At 40.5% G+C, this 22,094-nt stretch carries 20 protein-coding genes; 10 read left to right on the top strand and 10 right to left on the bottom strand.

All coding sequences use genetic code 11. From position 1 onward, the window contains the following. Window positions 1-79 precede the first annotated feature (79 nt). Window positions 80-649, bottom strand: coding sequence for a hypothetical protein (locus CGC57_RS08075; protein WP_095898728.1), 570 nt, complete (start codon window positions 647-649; stop codon window positions 80-82). Between the two features lie 253 nt (window positions 650-902). On the opposite strand from CGC57_RS08075, the gene CGC57_RS08070 reads away from it, so the two are divergent. The 3 genes from CGC57_RS08070 (at window position 903) to aspA (ending at window position 6,130) form a co-directional block, all read left to right on the top strand. Next, entirely contained in the window at window positions 903-3,098 is a 2,196-nt protein-coding gene (locus CGC57_RS08070; RefSeq protein ID WP_095898727.1) for a S9 family peptidase, read from the top strand. 44 nt (window positions 3,099-3,142) lie between these two features. Beyond that, window positions 3,143-4,546 carry a peptide MFS transporter gene (locus tag CGC57_RS08065; protein WP_095898726.1) on the top strand — a complete coding sequence of 468 codons (1,404 nt, stop codon included), beginning with the start codon at window positions 3,143-3,145 and terminating at the stop codon, window positions 4,544-4,546. 192 nt (window positions 4,547-4,738) lie between these two features. Beyond that, on the top strand, window positions 4,739-6,130 hold the full coding sequence (aspA, locus tag CGC57_RS08060; RefSeq protein WP_095898725.1) for an aspartate ammonia-lyase: 1,392 nt from the start codon (window positions 4,739-4,741) through the stop codon (window positions 6,128-6,130). A 95-nt stretch (window positions 6,131-6,225) separates the two neighbouring features. Here aspA and CGC57_RS08055 read toward each other — a convergent pair whose 3' ends face one another. The 6 genes from CGC57_RS08055 to CGC57_RS08030 all read right to left on the bottom strand — a co-directional run bounded on the left by CGC57_RS08055 (window position 6,226) and on the right by CGC57_RS08030 (window position 11,389). Continuing rightward, a complete protein-coding gene (locus CGC57_RS08055) occupies window positions 6,226-7,056 on the bottom strand; it encodes a helix-hairpin-helix domain-containing protein (protein ID WP_095898724.1) in 831 nt (276 codons plus the stop codon). 19 nt (window positions 7,057-7,075) lie between these two features. Then, on the bottom strand, window positions 7,076-7,813 hold the full coding sequence (rlmB, locus tag CGC57_RS08050) for a 23S rRNA (guanosine(2251)-2'-O)-methyltransferase RlmB (RefSeq protein ID WP_095898723.1): 738 nt from the start codon (window positions 7,811-7,813) through the stop codon (window positions 7,076-7,078). 112 nt (window positions 7,814-7,925) lie between these two features. Next, window positions 7,926-8,693: a hypothetical protein gene (locus CGC57_RS08045; protein WP_095898722.1), complete on the bottom strand. Its 768-nt coding sequence runs from the start codon at window positions 8,691-8,693 to the stop codon at window positions 7,926-7,928. Between the two features lie 211 nt (window positions 8,694-8,904). Further along, window positions 8,905-9,657, bottom strand: coding sequence for a hypothetical protein (locus CGC57_RS08040; RefSeq protein ID WP_232747224.1), 753 nt, complete (start codon window positions 9,655-9,657; stop codon window positions 8,905-8,907). A gap of 59 nt (window positions 9,658-9,716) precedes the next feature. Beyond that, complete coding sequence (locus CGC57_RS08035; RefSeq protein WP_095898721.1) at window positions 9,717-10,037, bottom strand: hypothetical protein; 321 nt, start codon at window positions 10,035-10,037, stop codon at window positions 9,717-9,719. A 197-nt stretch (window positions 10,038-10,234) separates the two neighbouring features. Then, on the bottom strand, window positions 10,235-11,389 hold the full coding sequence (locus CGC57_RS08030; RefSeq protein ID WP_095898720.1) for a serine hydrolase domain-containing protein: 1,155 nt from the start codon (window positions 11,387-11,389) through the stop codon (window positions 10,235-10,237). Window positions 11,390-11,504: 115 nt separating this feature from the next. Here CGC57_RS08030 and CGC57_RS08025 point away from each other — a divergent pair, with 115 nt between their 5' ends. The 7 genes from CGC57_RS08025 (at window position 11,505) to rnhB (ending at window position 15,517) form a co-directional block, all read left to right on the top strand. Next, window positions 11,505-11,702 (top strand): 3-phosphoshikimate 1-carboxyvinyltransferase, encoded by a 198-nt coding sequence (locus tag CGC57_RS08025; RefSeq protein WP_095898719.1) that lies wholly within the window; start codon window positions 11,505-11,507, stop codon window positions 11,700-11,702. A gap of 1 nt (window position 11,703) precedes the next feature. Then, window positions 11,704-12,096, top strand: coding sequence for a type II toxin-antitoxin system VapC family toxin (locus CGC57_RS08020; protein ID WP_198537254.1), 393 nt, complete (start codon window positions 11,704-11,706; stop codon window positions 12,094-12,096). Window positions 12,097-12,100: 4 nt separating this feature from the next. Further along, window positions 12,101-12,643: a 3-oxoacyl-ACP synthase gene (locus tag CGC57_RS08015; protein ID WP_095898717.1), complete on the top strand. Its 543-nt coding sequence runs from the start codon at window positions 12,101-12,103 to the stop codon at window positions 12,641-12,643. A gap of 61 nt (window positions 12,644-12,704) precedes the next feature. Then, on the top strand, window positions 12,705-12,962 hold the full coding sequence (locus CGC57_RS08010; protein WP_002674344.1) for a phosphopantetheine-binding protein: 258 nt from the start codon (window positions 12,705-12,707) through the stop codon (window positions 12,960-12,962). 2 nt (window positions 12,963-12,964) lie between these two features. Then, complete coding sequence (locus CGC57_RS08005; protein WP_095898716.1) at window positions 12,965-14,161, top strand: beta-ketoacyl-[acyl-carrier-protein] synthase family protein; 1,197 nt, start codon at window positions 12,965-12,967, stop codon at window positions 14,159-14,161. 190 nt (window positions 14,162-14,351) lie between these two features. Continuing rightward, the gene (locus tag CGC57_RS08000) at window positions 14,352-14,786 is read left to right on the top strand and encodes a hypothetical protein (protein WP_095898715.1); all 435 of its coding nucleotides are present in this window, start codon (window positions 14,352-14,354) and stop codon (window positions 14,784-14,786) included. A 134-nt stretch (window positions 14,787-14,920) separates the two neighbouring features. Continuing rightward, window positions 14,921-15,517 (top strand): ribonuclease HII, encoded by a 597-nt coding sequence (gene rnhB, locus CGC57_RS07995; protein ID WP_095898714.1) that lies wholly within the window; start codon window positions 14,921-14,923, stop codon window positions 15,515-15,517. Between the two features lie 54 nt (window positions 15,518-15,571). Here rnhB and CGC57_RS07990 read toward each other — a convergent pair whose 3' ends face one another. From CGC57_RS07990 to serS, 3 genes are all read right to left on the bottom strand, one after another. After that, window positions 15,572-18,583, bottom strand: coding sequence for a type ISP restriction/modification enzyme (locus CGC57_RS07990; RefSeq protein ID WP_095898713.1), 3,012 nt, complete (start codon window positions 18,581-18,583; stop codon window positions 15,572-15,574). A gap of 264 nt (window positions 18,584-18,847) precedes the next feature. Next, window positions 18,848-20,689 carry a P-loop NTPase fold protein gene (locus CGC57_RS07985; protein WP_095898712.1) on the bottom strand — a complete coding sequence of 614 codons (1,842 nt, stop codon included), beginning with the start codon at window positions 20,687-20,689 and terminating at the stop codon, window positions 18,848-18,850. A 131-nt stretch (window positions 20,690-20,820) separates the two neighbouring features. Further along, on the bottom strand, window positions 20,821-22,092 hold the full coding sequence (gene serS / locus CGC57_RS07980) for a serine--tRNA ligase (protein ID WP_095898711.1): 1,272 nt from the start codon (window positions 22,090-22,092) through the stop codon (window positions 20,821-20,823). Between the last annotated feature and the right edge of the window lie 2 nt (window positions 22,093-22,094).

Genomic DNA, 22,094 nt, shown 5'->3' with positions numbered 1-22,094 from the left:
GACAAAAGTACTATTTTTTACTGAGATTGCCAAAAAGAGGATAGGCGCACGAGTTATAAGCTCACGATAGCTTGAGACCTTACTTAAAAACAAACTTCGTTTGATGCGGTACTTTATAGCATTCGTACCTACGGCAATGGGTGCTAATAAATTCTATAATACGCTCTATTTCATCATTGACATTCTCTTTGAAAAACGCAGTGTCAATCTCTATAAAATGTTTATCAAGAGGCGTTGATGAAAATTTATTAAACTTAACCGTAGCTTTATTTTTCAAAACTATCATCATACTACTGTATTTTTCAGAAGGCTTTCGCATCATAACTCTCCTTCCAAAGTTAATATGAGCAACCTCTTCCCACTTCACCATTCCCTGAATATATTCATCAAAAAGAATACCTTCATCAGTGAAAGTCATTTTGGGATTTTTTAATCGAAGAAAAAAGAACTCTCCTCTCAACGCCTTAAAAAATATAAACGCTATAAAAAACATTAGTAAGCCTATTGCTATATTTTTTCTTTCAAAAAAATATTCTGACCTATAAGAGATAATAATATAGAAAATCAAAGGCATTACTGAAAGTAACAAAAATACGATTGTATGAAAAATACTTTGCTTTTTACTCAAATGTATTGTAAGTGTTCCCATCGTTTATTAATTTATCCAACCCGTCGCGATAAGACGGCTCGTTTTGAGGTACAAAAATAGCACTTTTTATCAATATATCCAAAACTTGTAATCCATTAAAAATCAGCTTTAAAAAACCTCTTCCAAAAAAAAGATACCAAAAAATTGCTGCTATCTCAAAAATTATTCCTAATATTGACGGCTCAAATCAATTACGAATGACGAGTTACGAATGACGAAATATACCTTACAAGTTACAAATGACGTATTACGAATGAGGAAATATACCTTACATAAGAACTTATATGGGCGCAAGGCTTTGTACTTTTGCGCACTTTTGCTTATCTGTTACTTATTACCTCTGAGTTTAAATGCTCAAACGCTTCAAGAGATTTGGACTAAGGGCACCTTCTACCCTGAACGTATGTTCAACCTCAAAGCACTGAAACACACCCCTCAATACACTGTATTAGAGTACAACCGCGAGAAACGCGCTCAGGAAATCAACCTCTACGATTTTGCAACTCTCACTAAAGTGCAAACCCTCTTTCAAACTAATGATAGAGTGAATCGCATTGAGGGTTACGAATTTACTGCCGATGAAAAAAAACTGCTTATCGCCACTCGTAAAGAGGATATTTACCGCCATTCGTTTATAGCCGATTATTTCCTATACGACCTCGCTACTGGCGACCTTAAAAAAGTGAGCGACAAGCGCATACAAGTCCCCACTTTTTCACCTAACGGCAAACAATTGGCTTTTGTATACGAAAACAATCTCTACTTATACGACCTCGCTACTGGCGAAGAAACCCAAATCACTACCGACGGACAAAAGAATGCTATCATCAATGGTACTGCCGATTGGGTATATGAAGAAGAGTTCGGGATTGTGAAACTCTTTGCTTGGAATGCGGATGGCAGTCAGTTAGCTTTTATACGTTCGGATGAACGCAAAGTCCCTGAATTTTCAATGGATATCTACGGTTACGACCTCTACCCTACCCCTTATAAATTTAAGTATCCTAAAGCAGGTGAAGCCAACTCGGCAGTGAGTTTGCACATCTACACTGTGGCTAACCAATCGGTTGCCGAAATACCCCTCAACGCCTATTATATCCCGCGTTTGCAATGGACGAACGACCCTCACAAACTCACAGTGCAAACCCTCAACCGCCACCAAAACGATTGGCAGTTAGTGCAAGTGAACAGTCTCACTAAAGAGGCTACTACTTTGGCAAAGGAAACAAGCGCTACTTATGTGAGTATCAATAGCGATATACTATTTTTGCCCGATAATAGTTTTATTTACCAATCGGAGAAAGACGGGCATAACCATTTTTACTATTGTAATGCCAAAGGAAAATTGGTGCGCCAGCTCACACGTGGCAACTGGGAAGTAACCGATTGTTATGGTTACGACCCTAAAACACAGCAGTTGTTCTACCAATCTACCCAAATAGGCTCTACCCGCCGAGGACTCTATGCTGTGAGCCTCAAAGGCAAAGCCCCTCGCGCACTTTCTACTGAGGCAGGCACAAACAAAGGCACCTTTAGTGGGGATTTCACTATGTATATCCACGCTTTTGCCAATGCCTCTACCCCTCCACGTTATACGCTAAACGATACCAAAAGCGGCAAACAACTGAAAGAAATCGTTACCAATGCGGAATATACCCAGCGATTGAAAACCTATAATTTGCCCGAAAAAGAGTTTATGGAACTAAAAACTACCAAAGGCACTTTCAACGCTTATATGCTGAAACCTAAGGATTTCGACCCTAAAAAGCAATACCCCCTCTTGATGTACCAATACTCAGGACCAGGTTCACAAGAAGTAGCCGATCAGTGGTGGGATATGAACGACTTTTGGCACGCATCGCTCACCCAAAAAGGCTATATAGTGCTATGTGTAGACGGCAGAGGCACAGGTTACAAAGGAGCAGAATTTAAGAAATGTACCTATCAGCAATTGGGCAAATACGAAGTTGAAGATCAAGCCGATGTCGCACAGCTCGTAGGCAATTATCCTTATATCGACAAGAGCAGAATAGGGATATGGGGTTGGAGTTTTGGCGGATTTATGTCGTCTAACTGTCTGTTTCAAAAAGGCGATATATTTAAAATGGCAATAGCAGTAGCCCCTGTTACCAATTGGCGTTTTTACGACACTATTTACACCGAGCGCTTTATGCGTACCCCTCAAGAAAATGCGAAAGGTTACGACGAAAATTCACCCTTGTTTCACGCTGCTAAACTCAAAGGTAAATACCTGCTCATTCACGGTAGTGCCGACGACAATGTACACGTGCAAAACGCAATGGTGCTGATAGAAACCTTAGTGAGTTTGCAAAAAGATTTTGATTGGCTTATCTATCCCGATAAGAACCATGGAATTTACGACAACACCGGCAGCACACGCTTTCAGTTATACACAAAAATGACGAACTTTATTGAACAAAATTTATAAACTGTAGAATTTTAATTTATAAACAAACCTTAATTTATTAATAAATGAATACAAACGTAGAAAATGAGAAGAAAAAGCACCCTAAGGGGCTTTATTTGGTGTTCCTAACAGGGATGTGGGAGCGTTTCAGTTACTATGGAATGCGCGGTATTTTGATGTTATACCTCACCAAAACGTGGCTTGAAGGCGGTTTGGCTTTCGATCCTTCCACCGCAAGTTTGATTTATGGTTTTGCCACCGGTCTTACCTATTTCACCCCACTAATTGGCGGATGGATAGCCGATAACTTCTTAGGACAACGCAGAGCGGTGTTGTTAGGAGGATTTATAATGTTCTTGGGTGAGGCAGCTCTCTTCGCTTGGACGAGCCACGCAGGACTTTATTTAGGACTCTTCCTACTCATCATCGGTAATGGATTCTTCAAACCAAATATTTCAGCCTTAGTAGGAGGACTCTATGAATCAGGAGATAAACGCCTTGACTCAGCTTTCTCTATTTTCTATATGGGTATCAACTTGGGGGCTTTCTTAGCGCCTCTTATCACTGGACTCCTCACCGATAATATTTTTGCCAAAACCACTATTGATGCCAATACAGGTGAAGTAGCAATGTCGTTCGGGTACAAATTTGGTTTTGGAGCAGCGGCTATAGGGATGCTCATCGGTGAATTGATATTTATTTTCTTTGCACAGAAATATTTAGGAGACCTCGGTTTGAAAGCCAAAGGCTCTAGCAAAAAAGTAGTGGAACTTTCAGAAGCTGAAGCTCATAAACCACTTACTAAAGAAGAAAAAGAACGCATTACAGTAATCTTTGTTTATTTCTTCTTTGCTATCTTCTTCTTTGCAGGCTTTGAACAAGCAGGTTCATCACTTACCCTCTACACCGATAGTTATATCAACCGTGTGGTAGGTAGTTTTGAAATTCCTACCGCTTGGTTCCAATCGGTAAACCCATTGTTTATCGTGTTGTTAGCGCCAGTATTTGCAACATTCTGGGGTACTAAAATGGGACAACGCCTCACTACGCCTTTCAAAATGGGATTAGGTATGATCCTCCTTGGGGTAGGGTTCTTCTTTATGCTTGGTGCTGTGTACGAACGCGGTGGCGCTATAGGGGTAGACCCTAAAGATGTAGCTGTGAAAGCGAGCTTGGCTTGGTTGATACTCACTTACCTCACTCACACTATCGGTGAGTTGTGCTTATCGCCTGTAGGACTTTCTACTGTTACTAAACTTTCTCCTCCACGCTTAGCAGGACTTATGATGGGAGTTTGGATGATGGCTGCATTCTTTGCCAACTCTATAGGAGGGGTGATTGCTTCTTATGTAGAAAAACTCGGTGCGAGTGTAGTATTTGCTGCCGTATCAGGATTTGTAATCCTCTGCGGTTTAGGAATGATACTCCTCAACAAAAAACTTCAAGCGATGATGCACGGAGTAAAATAGTACGAGCCGTACAGGCACAAGCAGGTACGAACTATAATAAAAAAAGGCTGTTCTAAAATAGAACAGCCTTTTTTATTTACCTATAAGTTTTTCTTCTGATTTTTCTTTTTTATATCAGAAATCTTTCGTAATTTTACCGCGATTTTTTCTAATTCCTAACTCCTTATTTTCTAATGACTAACAATAATAATTATGACAAAATTTAGAACAGAATCAGACCTTATCGGCGATTTGCAAGTGCCCGCCGATGCTTATTACGGTGTGCAAACTCAGCGCGCTATTGAGAATTTCCGCATCACCGGTACTAAAATGGGTGACTATCCCGCTTTTGTAAAAGCTATCGGTTATGTAAAACTCGCTGCTGCTCAAACTAATCACGCTTTGGGACTATTACCCGATACACTCCTCAAACCTATTAGTGAGGCTTGTAAAGAAGTTATCGACGGTAAGTTCGACAGTCAGTTTCCTGTAGATATGATTCAAGGGGGAGCAGGTACTTCGGTGAATATGAATGCCAATGAAGTGATTGCTAACCGCGCTTTAGAGCTTATGGGCTATGAAAAAGGCGATTATCCACACTGCTCACCTAACGACCACGTGAACCAATCACAATCTACTAACGATGCTTATCCTACCACCGTAAAATTAGCGGTGATTATGATGAACAAATCACTCATCAAGAAATTGCAATCACTCATCGAGGCTTTCCGCAAAAAAGGACAAGAGTTCGCCGATGTAATTAAAATGGGACGCACCCAATTACAAGATGCGGTACCTATGACCCTCGGTCAAGAGTTTGAGGCTTTTGCAGCCAACTTAGAAGAGGAAATTGCTCGTTTGCAAAGCAATGCCAATCTTTTCTTGGAAATCAATATGGGAGGAACGGCTATCGGTACAGGGCTCAACGCTCCTAAAGGCTATGCCAAACTATGTGCTGAGAACTTAGCCAAACTCACTGGCGATGCTTTTGTAACCGCTGCCAACCTCGTAGAGGCTACCCCTGACACTGGTTCTTACGTGATTTACTCATCGGCATTGAAACGTATGGCGGTGAAACTCTCTAAAATTTGTAACGACTTGCGTTTGCTCTCTTCAGGACCTCGTGCAGGACTCAATGAAATCAATCTTCCTGCTATGCAACCAGGTTCGTCTATTATGCCAGGGAAAGTAAACCCTGTAATCCCCGAAGTGGTGAACCAAGTGTGCTACAAGGTGATAGGTAACGACCTTACTGTTACTTTTGCTGCCGAGGCTGGTCAGTTGCAATTGAATGTAATGGAACCTGTGTTGTGCCAAAGCATTATAGAATCAATTGTATTCTTAGAACGCGCTATTGATACTTTGCGCACTAAATGCGTGGAAGGCATCACTGCCAACCGCGAAGTGTGCCTCAATATGGTGAAAAACAGCATTGGTATTGTAACAGCTCTCAACCCACATATCGGTTATAAGAACAGTACCAAAATTGCCAAAGAAGCCTTACAAACAGGTAAATCAGTTTATGATTTGGTGTTAGCACACGGATTGCTCTCTAAAGAGAAATTAGATGAAGTGTTAGACCCTAAAAATATGCTACACAATTAGGTAATTAGCAAATTTGGAATTTAAAAGAGGCTGCCCATTGTTTGGGCAGCCTCTTTATTTTAATTGGTAAACAGCCTATGCGGCTCGCTCTAAATCTATTCGATATACAAATACAACTGCAAGCGGGCAATCCGTTCTTTATCAAACCCTTCGATTTGCAAAAGGTCGTCAAAAGATTTGATAGCACCGAGTTCTGAGCGTAAGCCTACAATCTTCTTACCTTCGCCGTATTTCACATAGGGTATTTTGCTCAGTTCGTACATATTGAGCGCATTGATGTTCTTTTTCTCAATCACGGGAGCGGTTTGTACCTCAAAACGTTCGGCTACACGCTGGTAGACCTCTTTGTCAAGTCCGTAGACCTCAGCTACTTGGTCGATATAGGTAAAGCCGTGTAGTTTGTCGCGGTATTTCAAAATACGATTAGAAAATCCCTCGCCTATGCCGTAGATTTTCATCAGCTCTTCGGCAGTAGCCGTGTTGATATCTTGTTTGGGAAAATATTTAGAAGAGGCTTCCTGATAGTTATAAGCAGTTGTTTTGCGATTGTTCACCCAATCGGGGAATTTGAAAGAAGGGGCAATCTTAGCGAGCAAACTATCCGAAACACCCGTTACTTGCTGGAATTCTCGAGCAGAATTTACGTATCTATTCTGTGCGCGAAAGGCTTGCAAACGGTCGATTTGCTCTGGAGTGAGCCCCAGTTTGAAGCCTTTATAATCGGTAATGAAATTAGGGTTGAAAGGATAGATCGTATCCTTTTTAAGGGCAGTTACGAGCGCCCTTAGTGAATCCATTTCGCGGTAGCCCAATGCAGTTTCAACGGGAGTGAACGTATGGCGGAATTCACAATTGCGAAAGGCGAATTGCAGTGCAACGATAAGAACGAGGAGCAGTATAACTCCTCGGGTTTGTTGGCGGTTCATTGGTGTTAGAGGTTAGGAGTTAGAGGCGTTGTTTTACTACTTCGTACAAGAAGACGGCACAAGCTACCGAAACGTTTAGCGAACTGATATCGCCTACCATTGGCAATTTGGCTTTGCTATCTACTACCTTCAACACAGCAGGCGATACGCCTACATCTTCAGCGCCCATCACAATGGCGGTAGGCACGGTAAAATCTTCGGCGTATAGCAATTGGTTTGTTTTTTCGGTTGCTGCTACTACCCTGATGCCACTGCCTTGCAGGTAATACACAGCATCTACGAGGTTTTCCACCTTGCAAATAGGCACGCGAAACACAGCCCCAGCCGAGGTTTTGACAGTATCGGCGGTGATGCTCACACTGCCGCGCTTAGGAATGATAATCCCTGAAACGCCTGTACACTCTGCCGTACGGATAATCGCGCCAAAGTTGCGCACATCCGAGAGGTGGTCTAACACGAGGAAAAGCGGTATGGCACCACTTTCGGTAACCGAAATCACCAAATCCTCAAAGTTGTGATAATCTACGGGGGAAAGATTTGCCACTACCCCTTGGTGGTTTTTCTTGGTAAGGCGGTTCAGCTTCTCAACGGGCACATACTGCACGGGCACTTGGGCTGCTTGCAGTAGGGGCATTAGCTCTTTATACAAACCGCCTTGTAAGCCTTTTTGCAAAAAGACTTTATCGATGGTTTTGCCTGCTTTGAGAGCTTCTATCAGGGCACGAATGCCGTATATTTGGGTTTCTTGTTCTTGCATATTGTAGTACGACGGGCGTTTATTTTTATGGTTATACTAAATTTGTGGCAAAAATACTAAAAACTTCTTCTTTCTACAAATATAGTCAAACAAAAGTAGATTGTGAATAAGTTTATTTCAAAAACCTCCACCAATTCACTCCAAAGAATAAACAAAATACGAATAATACAAGGAGTACTAAAATAGTTATTGTAACATTGGTCTCTATCTTTTTCCAACCTCCATAAGTTCCATAAACACTCATACTTAACTGCAAAAATGGCTCTGTAGAAGTTATCATAGCTATAACAATAAAAGGTGTAGTGATAACAGATACCCCTTTAGGTAGTAGATAAATACTTCCACATAAAATCAACATAAATAAAGTTGCAGCACCTATCAGAATCAAAAAACTTATACAGTTATGAGCTACATTCACTGAAGGGTGTTGCAGAATAAAAGGGCGTTGGGTTTTGGCATACTGCTCAGCTTTGGGTTGCTCGTCGATAGGTGTAAAATCGAGGTGTATTTTGTATTTAGGAATGGGGGTATTCACAAAGGCTTTCACTTCAGGAGTGAAGAAAATATTAGGATTAATCATCTTAAGGTCTTTGAGCAAACGCTGCATTGTATCACCGTCCAACACATTGTAACGCAAGTATTGTGGTGTTTTGCCTTTCACAGCAAATTCATAGTAAATACAATAAGTAGTTGTGCCTCTATAGTAAGTCCCTTTTTCATAACATCGCACCGAGAGTATATCCTTTATTTTTATAGGTTTCATATTAGGGAGAGGAACACAAGTAGTCCTCAGCACACCGTTTTCAATATGAACAGCGTGCTTGCAAAGCCCTAAAGAGAAGACTCTTAAAGCAGTACTGGCTTTGTATTTTCTTTCCATTTTTTATTTTTATTAAAAGCCCACGAGTTGCACGAATTTAAGACTACACACCTCTCACATACTCCGCTGCACCTGCTCACGGATTTCCTTCAAAGGGATAACCTCCCCCCGTCACATACTCCGCTCTCGCGGACTTCCTCCAAAGGGGAAAATGCGATGCAAAAGTGATAACACTTTGTTAATCAAGGTTTATTATTTTTCAACTCTTAATTTATATTACAACCCCTAATGATCCAAATAACAGCCCTAAAAAGAGACAAATAGCAGCTATGTAAAGGTTTTTCTTTATTTTTTGCCAGCCATCAGAAGAACCATATAAAGCTAAAGACAGCCCCATCCCCACATTAAAAAGAGGAAAAAAACTTACCGCCATTGGAGGAATGAACATAGAATTTGTTCTGCTTCCAAAACATCCTAATAAAACTCCCAAAACAATTGAATTCCCTATGAAAATAGGTGCCATAACTAAAATAATCATCAGCCAATTATGAGCTACATCCACTGAAGGGTGTTGCAGAATAAAAGGGCGTTGGGTTTTGGCATACTGCTTAGCTTGGGGTTGCTCGTCAATAGGTGTAAAATCAAAATGAATTTTATAGGGCTTAATATATGTATTCATAAATGCCTTTATTTCAACAGAATACTCAACCTTAGGATTGAGCTGCCTTATATCTTTTAGTAGCTGTTGCATTTCTTTGGCGTCGAGCACATAAAACCTTAACAAACGATGTTCTTCACCTTTTACAACAAATTTATAATAGGTTTTATTTACATACCCTCCTTTTGCCCATACTTTTTTAGTATAACACTGTATACAAGTAATATTCTCTATTTTAATAGGTTTTATCCTAAACAGAAAACCACAAGTAGTACGCAACACCCCGTTTTTAATACTCACGGCGTGTTGAAAAATTCCTAAAGAGAGGACTCTTAAGGCGGTACTAGCTTTGTATTTTCTTTCCATTTTTTATTTTTATTAAAAACCAAAGAATTTCACGAATTTAGGACTATATACCTCTTACCTCAACAAAACTCCCATTCTAATTGGTTTTTGGGATTTTCGGCTTCCCAATAGCGTTTCCACTGTTCTAAATCGGCGGTGATTTCGTGATAAATAGGCAGTTTTTTCAGGGCTCCACTGCGCATAAAAAGTATCTTTATCTTGCGATGCCCTACATCCGATGAAAATATATGCCACATCGTATCATTGATATGAGGCTCCTGACCGGTATGAATGAAAAAAGCATCGTTGAGTGCCTCTATAAAACCTATATAGGTTCTGCACTTACTCGCCTCTATCATCGCGATATATTCTTTTTCTTCTTCAAAAGGAAAATCTTTCATAATTATAGTCAAACAAAAATAAATTGTGAATAAATTGTAGCCCCTGCCTGAAAAGTTTTATTGGCGTGGGCGTTTGCAAAAATTATTGACGTGGGCGTTTGCAAAACTTATTGACGTGGGCATTTGCAAAACTTATTAGTGTGGGCGTTTGCAAAACGCCCCTACAGCACTGACCCCTGATACCTGATACCTGAAACCTAAATCCTGATCCCTAACATCTTATACGCCTCATCGATATAGTCGTAGATGTCTTGAGGGTAGATAGTTTCTTCCGAGGGTTTGGAGGCAGTGTCGTGTCCTAAGCGCACAATGATAACATCATCCGTAAGATTGGCAATCACATATTGCCCTAAGTGTCCGCGCATCATAAAGAAGTGCATCCCTTTATAGTCTAACAACCACCAGCCATAACCATACTGCGGACTCTCGGCAAAGCGCGGTTGTACTGAGGTGGCTACAAAAGTGGAGTCTAACAACTGCTTGCCATTCCATTTGCCGTGGTCGCGATAGAGTTTCCCCAAACGAGCGAAATCACGTGCATTAGAGGCAATACAGCAATACGCTTTTTCCAATCCGCTCTCCTCGCTATCCAATTGCCAAAGCGCATCGCTCTCACAACCCATTGGTTGCCAAAGACTCTCGGTGAGGTATTGGGTAAGCGTTTTGCCTGTAGCTTTTTCTAAAACCATCCCTAAGAGGAAAGTATTCCCACTGAGGTATTCAAACGATTTCCCTGGGAGTGATGTAATTTTTAAGTGCAACATCTTCTCGCGGAATTCCTTGTCAAAATAAGCGCGAGTAGTGATAGAGAAAGGGTTGTAGTAGGATTCGTCCCAATCGAGCCCCGACGCCATAGAAGAGAGGTCGCCTACTGTTAGCTGTACCGCCAAACCTTCTTTGTATTCAGGAAAAAAATCACTCACTTTTTGGTCGAGGCTCTTGATATAGCCATCGGCAATAGCCCTACCCAAAAGTGCTGATACATAGCTCTTCGCCATTGAAAACGAATTGCTCATACTTTTAGAATTGTAGTTATCAAAATACTGTTCGTGCCAAATGCTATCCCCTTTGATGATGAGAAAAGCGACTGTGCCGTATTTTTGATGCGCATTTTGCAGTTCGGGAGTTTCGGGAGTTTTGTTGTAATCCAAAGAAATCGCCCAAGGTTGAGCGGCGGAGCTTTTGGCAATCGTACGATTATCAAAATACGTATAATCATCGAGGAAAGTAGTGGTATGTCCTGTACCATAGACCATTGCCACCGCTTTGAGGATATAGCCATAGCCAGTGAGGTAGAGCGTACCTATCACTAAACACAAGAAGCAAAGCAAACCTAATAAAAACTTTTTCATAGAGAAACATTTTTGTTACTGCCGACAAAGATACTACATAATTAGCGAATTAACAAATCGGTAAATTTGTAAATTAGTGAATTATTCCTACCTTTGCCGAAAAATATAATCTATTATGGAAACAGAGGTTTTAGAAAAAAGAAAAACTTCTTCAGATTTAGGGGTAAAAGATATAGGTTTGGCTCTTACAACAGAAGAAAAAGAGGCTTCAAATCAAAGAGAAAACTTTGCTGAGCTGATAAAAGAAGCCCAAGAGATAGGAAGTGAGCTTTACAAAAAAGGCTTAATAGCCCCCTATGACCCTATTCGATAAGATGAAAAAGATAATTTGTGACACGAATGTAATAAGTCGTTATATCCTTAATAGTAGTACTGAAATTACAATCACTATTGAGGAAATTATAGGGATAGAAAACATATTCATTACTCCCGTTATTTATATTGAATTGATGAATTGGCTTGCTTTCTACGAAGGAATTGAAAAAACTAAACGAATGCAACTTAAGAAACTGATAAACAGTATTCCTGTCATCACTCTCAATGAAGATATTTGTAATTTTGCAATGAAACTTGCCTTCCAAAATCCTCATTCTAAAGTAGCTGACACTTTGATTGGTGCAACTGCTATTTATTACAATATCAATATCTACACTTTGAATAAAAAAGATTTTGAGCTTATAGGAGCTCCTTTGTATAGCATTACCTAAAATAATGAAAACCTGCACTATAGAAAACAATACCATCACTCTAAACGGTTCAGTGCTTTTCTCCGATAAAAGCACTTCATTTACCGATTTCTCCAAAAAAGCCCTCAAAGCCCTGCAAATGGAGTATCCTAAATTCTTCAAAATGGATAACCTCAGCAAGCTCGCTTTCTTAGCCGCCGAAGTATTGTTACGTCCGTTTTCACAATCCGAGAAAAACGGTGTAGCCTTAGTATTTGCCAATCGTTCTGCCAGCCTCGATACCGACCGCAAACATCAGGCAACTATTGCCAATCCGCAGGAATATTACCCCAGTCCGGCGGTATTTGTTTACACCCTGCCCAACATCTGTTTAGGTGAGATAAGCATACGTCATCAACTGAAAACCGAAAACAGTTTTTTTGTATTCGATAGTTACGAGGAGGCACAACCCTTTTTAGAGCAATACAGCAAATCACTTTTAGCCCAAGGCAAAGCCCAAAGTGTGCTCACTGGTTGGGTTGAGTTTTTAGACGATGATTATAGAGCAATTTGCCAATTAGCAGATTAGTGAATTTGCTAATTTGCTAATTCTTCACTATCTTTGCCCCCTGATATTAATAACATTTATAATGGACGCACTTATTTTAGAACTCAAGAACAAGATTATTGAAGTACTCAACTTAGAAGAAGTAACCCCCGAAGATATTGATGAAAATGAGCCCCTCTTTGGCACTGGCTTAGCCCTCGACTCTATCGATGCTCTCGAACTTATCGTACTACTCGACAAAAATTATGGTATCCGCTTAGACGACCCTAAAAAAGGAAAAGAAATCTTCCAATCGGTGAAAACAATGGCTGATTACATCACCGCTCACCGCACCAAATAACAATGCCAAAAAAAATAGTCATCACGGGAATGGGTATCAACTCTTCGATAGGCAATACTGTCGGAGATAATTTTTATGCCCTTACTCATCGCCAAGCAGGCATCAGCAGGATTGAAAATGTAGCAACCATTCACGCTGATCACATCAAAGTAGGCGAAATCAAACGCACAAACACTGAGCTTTTTAGCGCTTTGGGATTACCCGAAGTAAACGCCTATTCACGCACTTCTCTCTTGGGGATTATCGCCTTACAAGAGGTGATTGCCAATGCGGGTCTTACCCCAAAAGACCTCTCTCATAGCGGACTTATTATGGCTTCTACTGTGGGCGGTATGGATATGACTGAAAACTATTTCTTCCGCTACGGCGATGAAGAACCCCTGCGACGCTATATCACTACTCACAATATAGGCGAGGTAACTCACCAAATCGCTGATTACGTAGGCATAAAAGGCGTTGTAACCAGCGTAAGCACTGCCTGCTCTTCTTCGGCAAATGCTATAATGACGGCTATCAACCTGCTTCGTACTGGTAGAGCCAACTGCCTCATTGCTGGTGGCGCCGATGCCCTTTCTAAATTCACTATCAACGGCTTCAATACCCTGATGATTCTCTCGGATACCGACTGCACGCCTTTCGACCAACATCGCAAGGGCTTAAACTTAGGGGAAGCTGGGGCTTTTTTGGTATTGGAAACCGAAGAAAATGCCCTACAACGCGGAGCTACTATATTAGCAGAAATCAAAGGGTGGGGCAATGCCAATGATGCTTATCACCAAACAGCCTCCTCCGCCGATGGTGAAGGCGCGTTTTTAGCAATGCAAAAAGCCCTACAAATAGCAGGATTAACCCCCGCAGATATCGATTATATCAATGCACACGGCACGGCTACTGTAAACAACGATCTCTCCGAAAGTCGCGCCTTAATGCGTATCTTTGGCGAGTACGTCCCCGATTTTAGTTCTACCAAAGCCTTTACGGGGCATACTTTGGCAGTAGCTTCGGCAGTAGAAGCGGTATTTAGCGTTTTAGCCTTACAACACGGGGTGGTATTCCCTAACCTCAACTTCAGCACTCCAATGGAAGAAGTGCCTATCCGCCCGCAAACCGAACTGAAATACAAATCTATACAGCACGTGCTTTCTAACTCCTTTGGCTTTGGAGGGAACTGCTCAACGCTTATTTTAGGTAAGAGATAAGAGGTAAGAGATAAGAATTAAGTAGAGTGAAAACAGGAAAATATATGACTGAACTAAGAAAAAAAACAATAGTTTGGTGCAGTAATTATTCTTTGTTTTTACTTCTGTTAAAAAAGTTAAACTTTATTAATTATTTGGTTATTAGGTTCTTATTCTATAGATTTGTACTCTAATCTTAAAAAATCATATTATGAAACAGGCTCTTAAAAACAACTTGATAGTCGTATCGCTTTACATTTTAGCGGGATTTATCTTCAACGGATACCTACCTTATATGTTGGTTGTATTCCTAACTCTATCAGCAACAGTTTCTTACTTTTTGTTCAGAAGAAAAAGTAAAGAGGAAACACGCAAGGGATTATTGCTTATGCACATTCCTTTTCTGTTAATTTTAATGGTAGCTGCTTTGTTTCTCAACAATATAAGGGTAGTACTTCCTTATTTGCTTTTTGTACCTGCTGTTGTATATTTAACGTATTGCGCTATATTTTCAGAAAGAAAAGTGCTGTTTTTTGCAGGAATCATAGCCTTATCTGTTATTAGTGTCGCTACCTACAACGAAATTTCAGGGACAAATGAAATATTTGATGTAAGCTACTACTCGAGATTCATTACACAAAAATAAAATTAAGAAAAACCCGATTTTAGGTAATAAATCGGGTTTTTCTATTGCTTATAAGGGGAGAATCCAAAAAAAATGGTTATTAGATTACAAAACCTATCCCCTGACACCTGACACCTATTACCTGACACCTGATTATGTTACAATTATTCTATCATTCTTCATTAGAAGCGGGTACTGACGAGGCAGGGCGCGGCTGTTTGGCGGGTCCCGTAACGGCTGCCGCTGTAATATTGCCCCCCGACTTCAAAAACGACCTCCTCACCGATTCTAAACAACTCACCGAAAAACAACGCAACCTCTTGCGACCTATCATCGAGCGTGAGGCAGTGGCTTATGCTGTTTGTCACGTACTCCCTGCCGAAATAGACGAGTTGAACATCCTCCGCGCTTCTATCACGGCTATGCACCGCGCTATTGCTCAGCTCTCCCCTACCCCCGAATTTATTGCAGTAGACGGCAATAAGTTTGTGCCTTACCAGAAAATACCTTACGCTTGTGTGGTGAAAGGCGACGGCAAAATACAAACCATCGCGGCAGCTTCGATACTTGCGAAAACCTACCGCGATGCCTATATGGAAGATCTTGCCCAGCAGTTCCCTGAGTACCATTGGCAGCAAAACAAAGGTTATCCCACCCCCGAACACCGCAAAGCTATCGCCGAGCACGGTGCCACTGAGCACCACCGCAAAACATTTCAGTTACTACCCGTGGAACAGTTGAGTTTGTTTTAGGAAGTAGAAAAAAGCCAGCTGGGGAGCTGGCTTTGTTGTATTTGTATGGGGGGATTAGGTATTGATGATTTCTTGGGTTTTCTGTAGGGCTACTATCATTTGTTGATAATGGATAATATCATTGTAGGAGAGGGTTTGCCCTTTGCGGTCTTTGAGCCATTTTTGTGCGGGCTGGTAGCCCCCGATATAGGCTTCCCACGCTTTGAGGGGTACATCTGCGAAATATTGGGTATCGTTGATATATACGTTGCCTTTGTCTTTTTGCCCAGTATCTACCCTTTTTATTTCGGTAATGGTGTTGTTGCCTGCTATGGGGAAAGAGGTGATGAGGGCTTGTAGCTGGGGGCTTTCGAGCAGGTGTAGCTCTCGCAGGTGTTTGCCTATGGTGGCGTAGTGCTGAAGTTCCTCGTTATCTTTTGGGTAGGGGATGCGGGGGAAGTCTATTTTTAGGAATTCTTTGTATTGTTCTCTATAGTTTTTGTCGTGCAATACACCATAGCAATAATCGAAGGCGGTGAGTGGGTTGCCTCCGAGTTTTTTGAGTATTTCGGGATTTAGGTTGGGGATTTTGTCTAAGGTATCTTTAAAGTGTCCTTCGCCTTGGAGGTATAGGTAGAGGGGGAAGATGTTACCTGCTCCCAAACGCCCAGCAGTAGCGGTAAAATTTTTATTACAGATGTTTTTTGTTACAAATACATATTTCCAATCATCTGCACATTGGCGAGAAACAACTAAAGCTATGTTATCTTCTTTTATAAGATGTTGCATTACACTTAGGCGATTTCTATCTATTAGTTTTGTATCCCAATAGATATAACGTGTATCAAAAGGGCGATAGTCTATTTTTTCTACTTTTGTTGGGTCAGAGGCTATATTATAGATTTCTCTTATTTTGGTAAGTAGGGTTTGTTTATCGGTATCCACCAATACAGCATCATTCCCTGTTACTACTCCTACACTATTGATTTTAAAGAGTTCGGTAATAGAGAACCCTTGGTTATATTCTGCTAAGAGGGTATCGTCTTTGGGTACAAAAAGGTAGTTGGGGGCGGTGGGATTGAGCTGGGTAAAGGGTATGGTGTGGAGGTTGTTTTCGCTCAAAAAAGCAAATTTTTCAGCACGCTTACCATAGAGGTCGTAGTGGTATACTTTGGCAAGTTCTGTGTTTTTGGGGTTATTTTTTTTGACAAAGATGTTGATACTTACGCCTTGCATAATATTGAATACGTTTTCGTCGGTTTCGCCACTGGGTGTGGTTTCTTTTTTACGGCTGTTGCCGTGCAAATCGATGGTATAAATGCTGTCAAAGGTTTTGAGCAGGTGGTAGCGCATTCCACGAAAGGTGATGTTATCTAAAAAGCCGTGAGGATTAATATAAACCAGCACCCCACTGCCGTTTTTCTCGATAAAGTGGGAGGCGTAGCGGATAAACTTGACATAGTCATCGTTTATCATTTTGGGGTTTCGTTCGGCAAGTTTTTTATCAGTGTTGGGTTCTTTTTTATAGTCTTCCATTAGGTTCATAATCCAAGAGCCTTTGTTGGTGCTTTCTCCGTTGTAGGGAGGGTTTCCTATTACGCACATTACGGGGGTGTCTCGCTTTATGCGGTTGGCTTCGTTGGCTTCGTCGGAGAGCCAACGGGCGAGGGGTAGAGAGCGGTCGGGGGTGGGTTCTTCGAGGGAGTTGGTGAGGTATATTTGTATGCGGTTGGTGCTCTGGGTGATTTGTGTTTGAGAGAGGAGCATATCGAGCTTTAGGTGTGCGATGGCGTAGCTTGCCATTAGGAGTTCGAATCCGTTGAGGCGTGGCAGGAGGTGTTCTTGGACGTAGTTTTGCCAAATGCCTTGTTGGCTGGCGAACTGCTGGGCTATATACTCGATGATTTGGGCGAGGAAGGTGCCTGTACCGGTGGCGGGGTCGAGTATTTGTACGCGGTGGTATTCTTTTTCTTCTATATCGAAGCCTGCTATTTTGTTGTCTTGCTGTGTTTGTACTTTTATTTTGGAGGTATCGGCGATGCCTTGTGGGAGTTGGAATTGCTCTTTGAGTAGGGTATCGAGGGTACGCACCATAAAATTGACTACGGGCAGGGGTGTGTACCATACGCCACGATCTTTGCGTGTTTCTTTATCAAAGACTTCAAGGAAGTCTTCGTAGAAGTGTACGATGGGATCTCTGGTGGCGTCTTTGCCATAGGAGGAGAGCATTTGAGCTACATCGCAGGCGAGGTACATTTGCACGAGGTCGTCGATAACCCAGCTGATACGAGTATCAACCTCCATTCCTGCGATATATCCAAATAGTTTTTTGAGGAAGGGGTTGGAGGCGGGCAAGAGCTGGTAAGCTTCTTGACGGCTAAAGGTTGGGAGGGTGGGGTCGTGATAGCGTGCGGTGAAGAGCCCATAGGTAATGGTTTGGGCATACATATCGGCGAAGTCTTTAGGGGAGATGTCGTGAATGAGTACGTTGCTAAAGGCGGTGAGCTGGTCGGTAAGGTCGGTTTGTATGCCTTTTGTATGGTCTTCGTTGAGTGCTTTTTCGATGATTTTGGAGAGTAGTTGTGCTTTGGCAGCCATTAGGGTAACGAGGTCTTCGGCTTTGGCGATACCAGAGGGCTCGAAGGAGCCGAAATTTTGGATATAGGTAAGGAAGGTATCGAAGTTTTCGGGTAGGGGTGTGATGCCTTTGTCGGTTACTTTTGCGATGGCTATAGAATGTAGGAGTTCTTCATTTCGGTAGAAATGGAAGGTGAGGTAATCGGTAAATATAAGGTTGGTGAGTGATTTTTTGTAGCGGTCGAACTGTTCTTTGTTGCCGTTTTTGGACTTTTCGCCTTTGAGGTCTTTGTCGTTAATGTCTTTGGTTTCGATGAAACCGATGGGCAGGTCGGCGTGAGTTAGGATATAGTCGGGTGCGCCACAAGCTTGTCGCTTGGGTTCGTTGATGATATTGAGTTTTGGGAGGAGGCTTTCTAATAGGTTTTTAAGCAGGGGACGGTAGGAGTGTTCGGTGGCTTTGCCAGAGGTATATTGGGTATTGAGGTCTGTGATATAGGTATTAAGCATATTGTTTTGTTATTAAGAGTGAGGGGACAAAGGTAGTGATAATTGGGAAAATGAGCAAATACAAAAAAAGCCTCTTCGCTTGAAAGAGGCTTGTAATTCGCTTTTAAAGTGCCTGTTTTACTGCTAGTGTAAAAGGACATTGTAAGATAATGCTGTTGTACTTTCACAATATAAAAGTACCACTTTTTTACGTGGGCAATAATATATACTAAATTCTCCTATAAGATATCAAGGTAAGAGCAAACATAGGGAAATTTGTTTTTCTTATGAGTTTTGTAAATGATTAATAATATTTTTGAGCAGTTCGTTGAAATTGTTATATACATACCATTCGGGTCCTGATCTTAATTTAGTAGCTTTTTTCTCAATAGATTGTTGTAATTGTAAGTAGAAATCTTTTTCTTTTTGCAAAACTTCTTCTCTATAGTAGATATATCTATGATTGAAGATTTCGGACAATCTTACTCTTAAATCTATCTTATCATTGTAAAATTTGGAAATAGTTTTACCATTGATATATTTAAAAATAGGAATTGTGTTATATTTATTCTTTACTTGATGCTCAAAATGGTCGAAATCATTTTTTAATATATTGATTAAGTTTATACTGTCTTGTTTGTATTTTTCTTGTTCTTTTTCATTATTGATTGTAAGACAAAGGTCTATTATCTCTTTCTGATTTTTATCCACATCGCTTCTTCCTTTAATATAGAGTAATTTGTTTGGTAACTCAGGGTCATATACGAATTTGTCTTTACCTTTTTTTATTCCTTTAATGATTCTTTCCTTTAGGGTTTTCTTTTTGACTTTTAACGGGTTGTTAAAATCTAATACAAATCTATAAACGGAATGATAATCTCCTAAACCATACTCTCCTTTATCTACATAAGATAGCATTTCTTTTAACAACTGCTCATAAGTGTCATTGCTCATACTAAACACTTCATTGAATTTGATTCGATTATAAGTGATATAGCACTCTGGAATAGTGTTGTCTTTGGATATTTTATATTTTTCTTTGATATCTTCTTCAAATAATTTTTCATCTAGAATATTGATTCCTACTATGTAATCAAAGATGGGTTCATGGAAATAATAACTAACGTTGTTTTGATAGTAATATTTAAAATCTATTTTCTCAAGTATTGTTTCCTCTTTATCTTTTTCCTCATCAGATGAAGATTTGTTATTTAAATATCTTTCAATATCTTTTATACTAAATCCAATTATATTGCCTATCTCATCTTTATTTTTCTTAGTAACATATCCTCCTTTGTGTTCTATGGAAATAGCTATTGTAAATAATAGGGTTTCTTTCAAGACAGTATTTTTGTTTGATTGTATGTAATTAATACTGGGGGCTATTTTTTCTATTTGTGAATGGATATCGTGATAACGGGTTAAAATAAATTTTAAAGTACGTATATTTTTGTAGTCTTGGAAAAAACTACAGATAAAGTTTTTTTCTTTTTGTAAGAAATTTGTATATTCTGAGAAACTTTGAAATTCATTTTGTATAAGAGTGTCAAAAACTTCTTCTATATTGATTTTATATTCTATTTCTCTACCTATTAGTTTTTCTTTTATCTCATCAAAACTTTCATCTTCTATTTTGTTAGTATTTGCTATGATAATTGTTTTTAGGTTATTGTTTTCAGTGAGGTTGTTTATATAACCTATGAGACTATCTATAGGGAAAGTTTTGCTTCTTCTTTCTAAGTCATCAAAACAAATAATAAGATTATCAGTTTCTGAGTCTATTACATCACTATTAGGAATTTCGGGGATATATTCTTTTATTTTTGGGACACTTGAAAGGAGTTTAAAGATTCCTTTTCCCCATTTTAATCCTTTGTTTAAGGAAGGGTATAGTTCTGCTACAATTCTTCTTTCTATATCATCTATGCTTGTAACGCCTGATAGAGAGACTCTAATAGGTTTGTATTTGACACTTTCATTTTCTTTAATGCTTGTTCCCTTTATTTCTTCACTCAGTTTATTATCAAAGAAATAGGTTTTGCCTACGCCCCATTCTCCTGTGATGAGGAGGGCGTTATTGGATTCTTTGATTAGGTAGTCTTTGACTATATCAATGATTTTTTGCATAACTTCTTTTAATTACTTGGCAAAGGTAGTAAAAATTAGCAAATTGGTAAATACAAAAAGCCTCTTCGCTTGGAAGAGGCTTATAATTCGGTTTTAAGTGGTTGTATGATAGACTTTGTCAAAGTGTAGGATTAATTGATGATATCAAAGCCGGTGTATTTTCTGAGGACTTCGGGGACTACAATGCCTTCGGGGGTTTGGTAGTTTTCTAAAATGCCTGCCAATACGCGCGGAAGGGCTAATGAACTGCCATTGAGGGTATGCGCTAAGCGGTTCTTACCGTCGGAGTCCTTGAAACGCAATTTGAGTCGGTTGGCTTGGAAGGTCTCGAAATTTGATACTGAACTTATCTCTAACCATTTTTCTTGAGCGGTGGAATATACCTCGAAATCGTAGGTTATGGCTGAAGTAAAGCCTAAATCTCCTCCGCACAAGCGCAAAATATGGTAAGGGAGTTTCAGTTCGTTGAGGATGCCTTTCACGTGTTCTACCATTCCTTCTAATGCCTTGTAAGAATTATCGGGGTGCTCGATGCGTACAATCTCCACTTTGTCGAATTGGTGCAAGCGGTTGAGTCCGCGTACGTGAGCGCCATAGCTACCAGCTTCGCGGCGGAAGCAAGGGGTATAGGCAGTGCAGCAAATAGGCAAATCGCTTTCGTTTAACAAAGTATCGCGGAAGATATTCGTAACAGGCACCTCGGCGGTAGGGATGAGATAGAGATTATCAACCCCTATGTGGTACATTTGTCCTTCTTTATCGGGTAACTGACCAGTGCCATAGCCTGAGGCTTCATTCACCACGTGAGGCACTTGAAATTCGTTGTAACCTGCCTCGGTGTTCTTGTCGAGGAAGTAGGTAATGAGAGCGCGTTGCAGTTTTGCTCCTTTCCCTTTGTATACAGGGAAGCCTGCACCGGTGAGTTTTACGCCCAGCTCAAAATCGATGAGGTCGTATTTTTTGGCGAGTTCCCAATGTGGCAAAGCATCTTTACCTAAGTTAGGGATTTCGCCTGCCTCGAATACTACTACGTTATCGGCTTCGGAGGTACCTTCGGGCACTAACTCATTAGGGATATTAGGCACACGATAGAGCAAATCATTGAGCTCCTCTACAGTAGTGTTGAGGGTATCAGTAAGGGTTTTGATATCCTCTTTAAGGGTGGCTGTTTGCTCTTTCAGGGCATTGGCTTTATCGGTTTCACCTGCTTTGAATAGGTTACCGATTTCCTTAGAGAGATTGTTAGATTTCGCCAGTGTTTCGTCTAATGAAAGCTGAGTAGCACGGCGTTTTTCGTCTAAGGCGATGATATTGTCTATGAGATGCAATTCTTTGAAATTGCGTTTTTTAAGTCCGCTGAGTACGCGGTCTTTTTCTTCTCTAATAGTGTTTAGTTGTAACATAG

This window comes from Capnocytophaga sputigena (genome assembly GCF_002302495.1).
Classification (GTDB): domain Bacteria; phylum Bacteroidota; class Bacteroidia; order Flavobacteriales; family Flavobacteriaceae; genus Capnocytophaga; species Capnocytophaga sputigena.
This window is presented reverse-complemented; position numbering and strand designations above follow the sequence as displayed.

Bases quoted from the DNA above. Each gene is read 5' to 3' on its own strand.
- serS (WP_095898711.1), bottom strand. From the start codon at position 22,092: ATGTTACAACTAAACACTATTAGAGAAGAAAAAGACCGCGTACTCAGC.
- CGC57_RS08025 (WP_095898719.1), top strand. From the start codon at position 11,505: ATGGAAACAGAGGTTTTAGAAAAAAGAAAAACTTCTTCAGATTTAGGG.
- CGC57_RS08035 (WP_095898721.1), bottom strand. From the start codon at position 10,037: ATGAAAGATTTTCCTTTTGAAGAAGAAAAAGAATATATCGCGATGATA.
- CGC57_RS08015 (WP_095898717.1), top strand. From the start codon at position 12,101: ATGAAAACCTGCACTATAGAAAACAATACCATCACTCTAAACGGTTCA.
- CGC57_RS08000 (WP_095898715.1), top strand. From the start codon at position 14,352: ATGAAACAGGCTCTTAAAAACAACTTGATAGTCGTATCGCTTTACATT.
- CGC57_RS08005 (WP_095898716.1), top strand. From the start codon at position 12,965: ATGCCAAAAAAAATAGTCATCACGGGAATGGGTATCAACTCTTCGATA.
- CGC57_RS08075 (WP_095898728.1), bottom strand. From the start codon at position 649: ATGGGAACACTTACAATACATTTGAGTAAAAAGCAAAGTATTTTTCAT.
- CGC57_RS08065 (WP_095898726.1), top strand. From the start codon at position 3,143: ATGAATACAAACGTAGAAAATGAGAAGAAAAAGCACCCTAAGGGGCTT.
- aspA (WP_095898725.1), top strand. From the start codon at position 4,739: ATGACAAAATTTAGAACAGAATCAGACCTTATCGGCGATTTGCAAGTG.
- CGC57_RS08055 (WP_095898724.1), bottom strand. From the start codon at position 7,056: ATGAACCGCCAACAAACCCGAGGAGTTATACTGCTCCTCGTTCTTATC.
- CGC57_RS08040 (WP_232747224.1), bottom strand. From the start codon at position 9,657: ATGGAAAGAAAATACAAAGCTAGTACCGCCTTAAGAGTCCTCTCTTTA.
- CGC57_RS08070 (WP_095898727.1), top strand. From the start codon at position 903: ATGAGGAAATATACCTTACATAAGAACTTATATGGGCGCAAGGCTTTG.
- CGC57_RS08045 (WP_095898722.1), bottom strand. From the start codon at position 8,693: ATGGAAAGAAAATACAAAGCCAGTACTGCTTTAAGAGTCTTCTCTTTA.
- CGC57_RS07990 (WP_095898713.1), bottom strand. From the start codon at position 18,583: ATGCTTAATACCTATATCACAGACCTCAATACCCAATATACCTCTGGC.
- CGC57_RS07985 (WP_095898712.1), bottom strand. From the start codon at position 20,689: ATGCAAAAAATCATTGATATAGTCAAAGACTACCTAATCAAAGAATCC.
- CGC57_RS08030 (WP_095898720.1), bottom strand. From the start codon at position 11,389: ATGAAAAAGTTTTTATTAGGTTTGCTTTGCTTCTTGTGTTTAGTGATA.
- CGC57_RS08010 (WP_002674344.1), top strand. From the start codon at position 12,705: ATGGACGCACTTATTTTAGAACTCAAGAACAAGATTATTGAAGTACTC.
- CGC57_RS08020 (WP_198537254.1), top strand. From the start codon at position 11,704: ATGAAAAAGATAATTTGTGACACGAATGTAATAAGTCGTTATATCCTT.
- rnhB (WP_095898714.1), top strand. From the start codon at position 14,921: ATGTTACAATTATTCTATCATTCTTCATTAGAAGCGGGTACTGACGAG.
- rlmB (WP_095898723.1), bottom strand. From the start codon at position 7,813: ATGCAAGAACAAGAAACCCAAATATACGGCATTCGTGCCCTGATAGAA.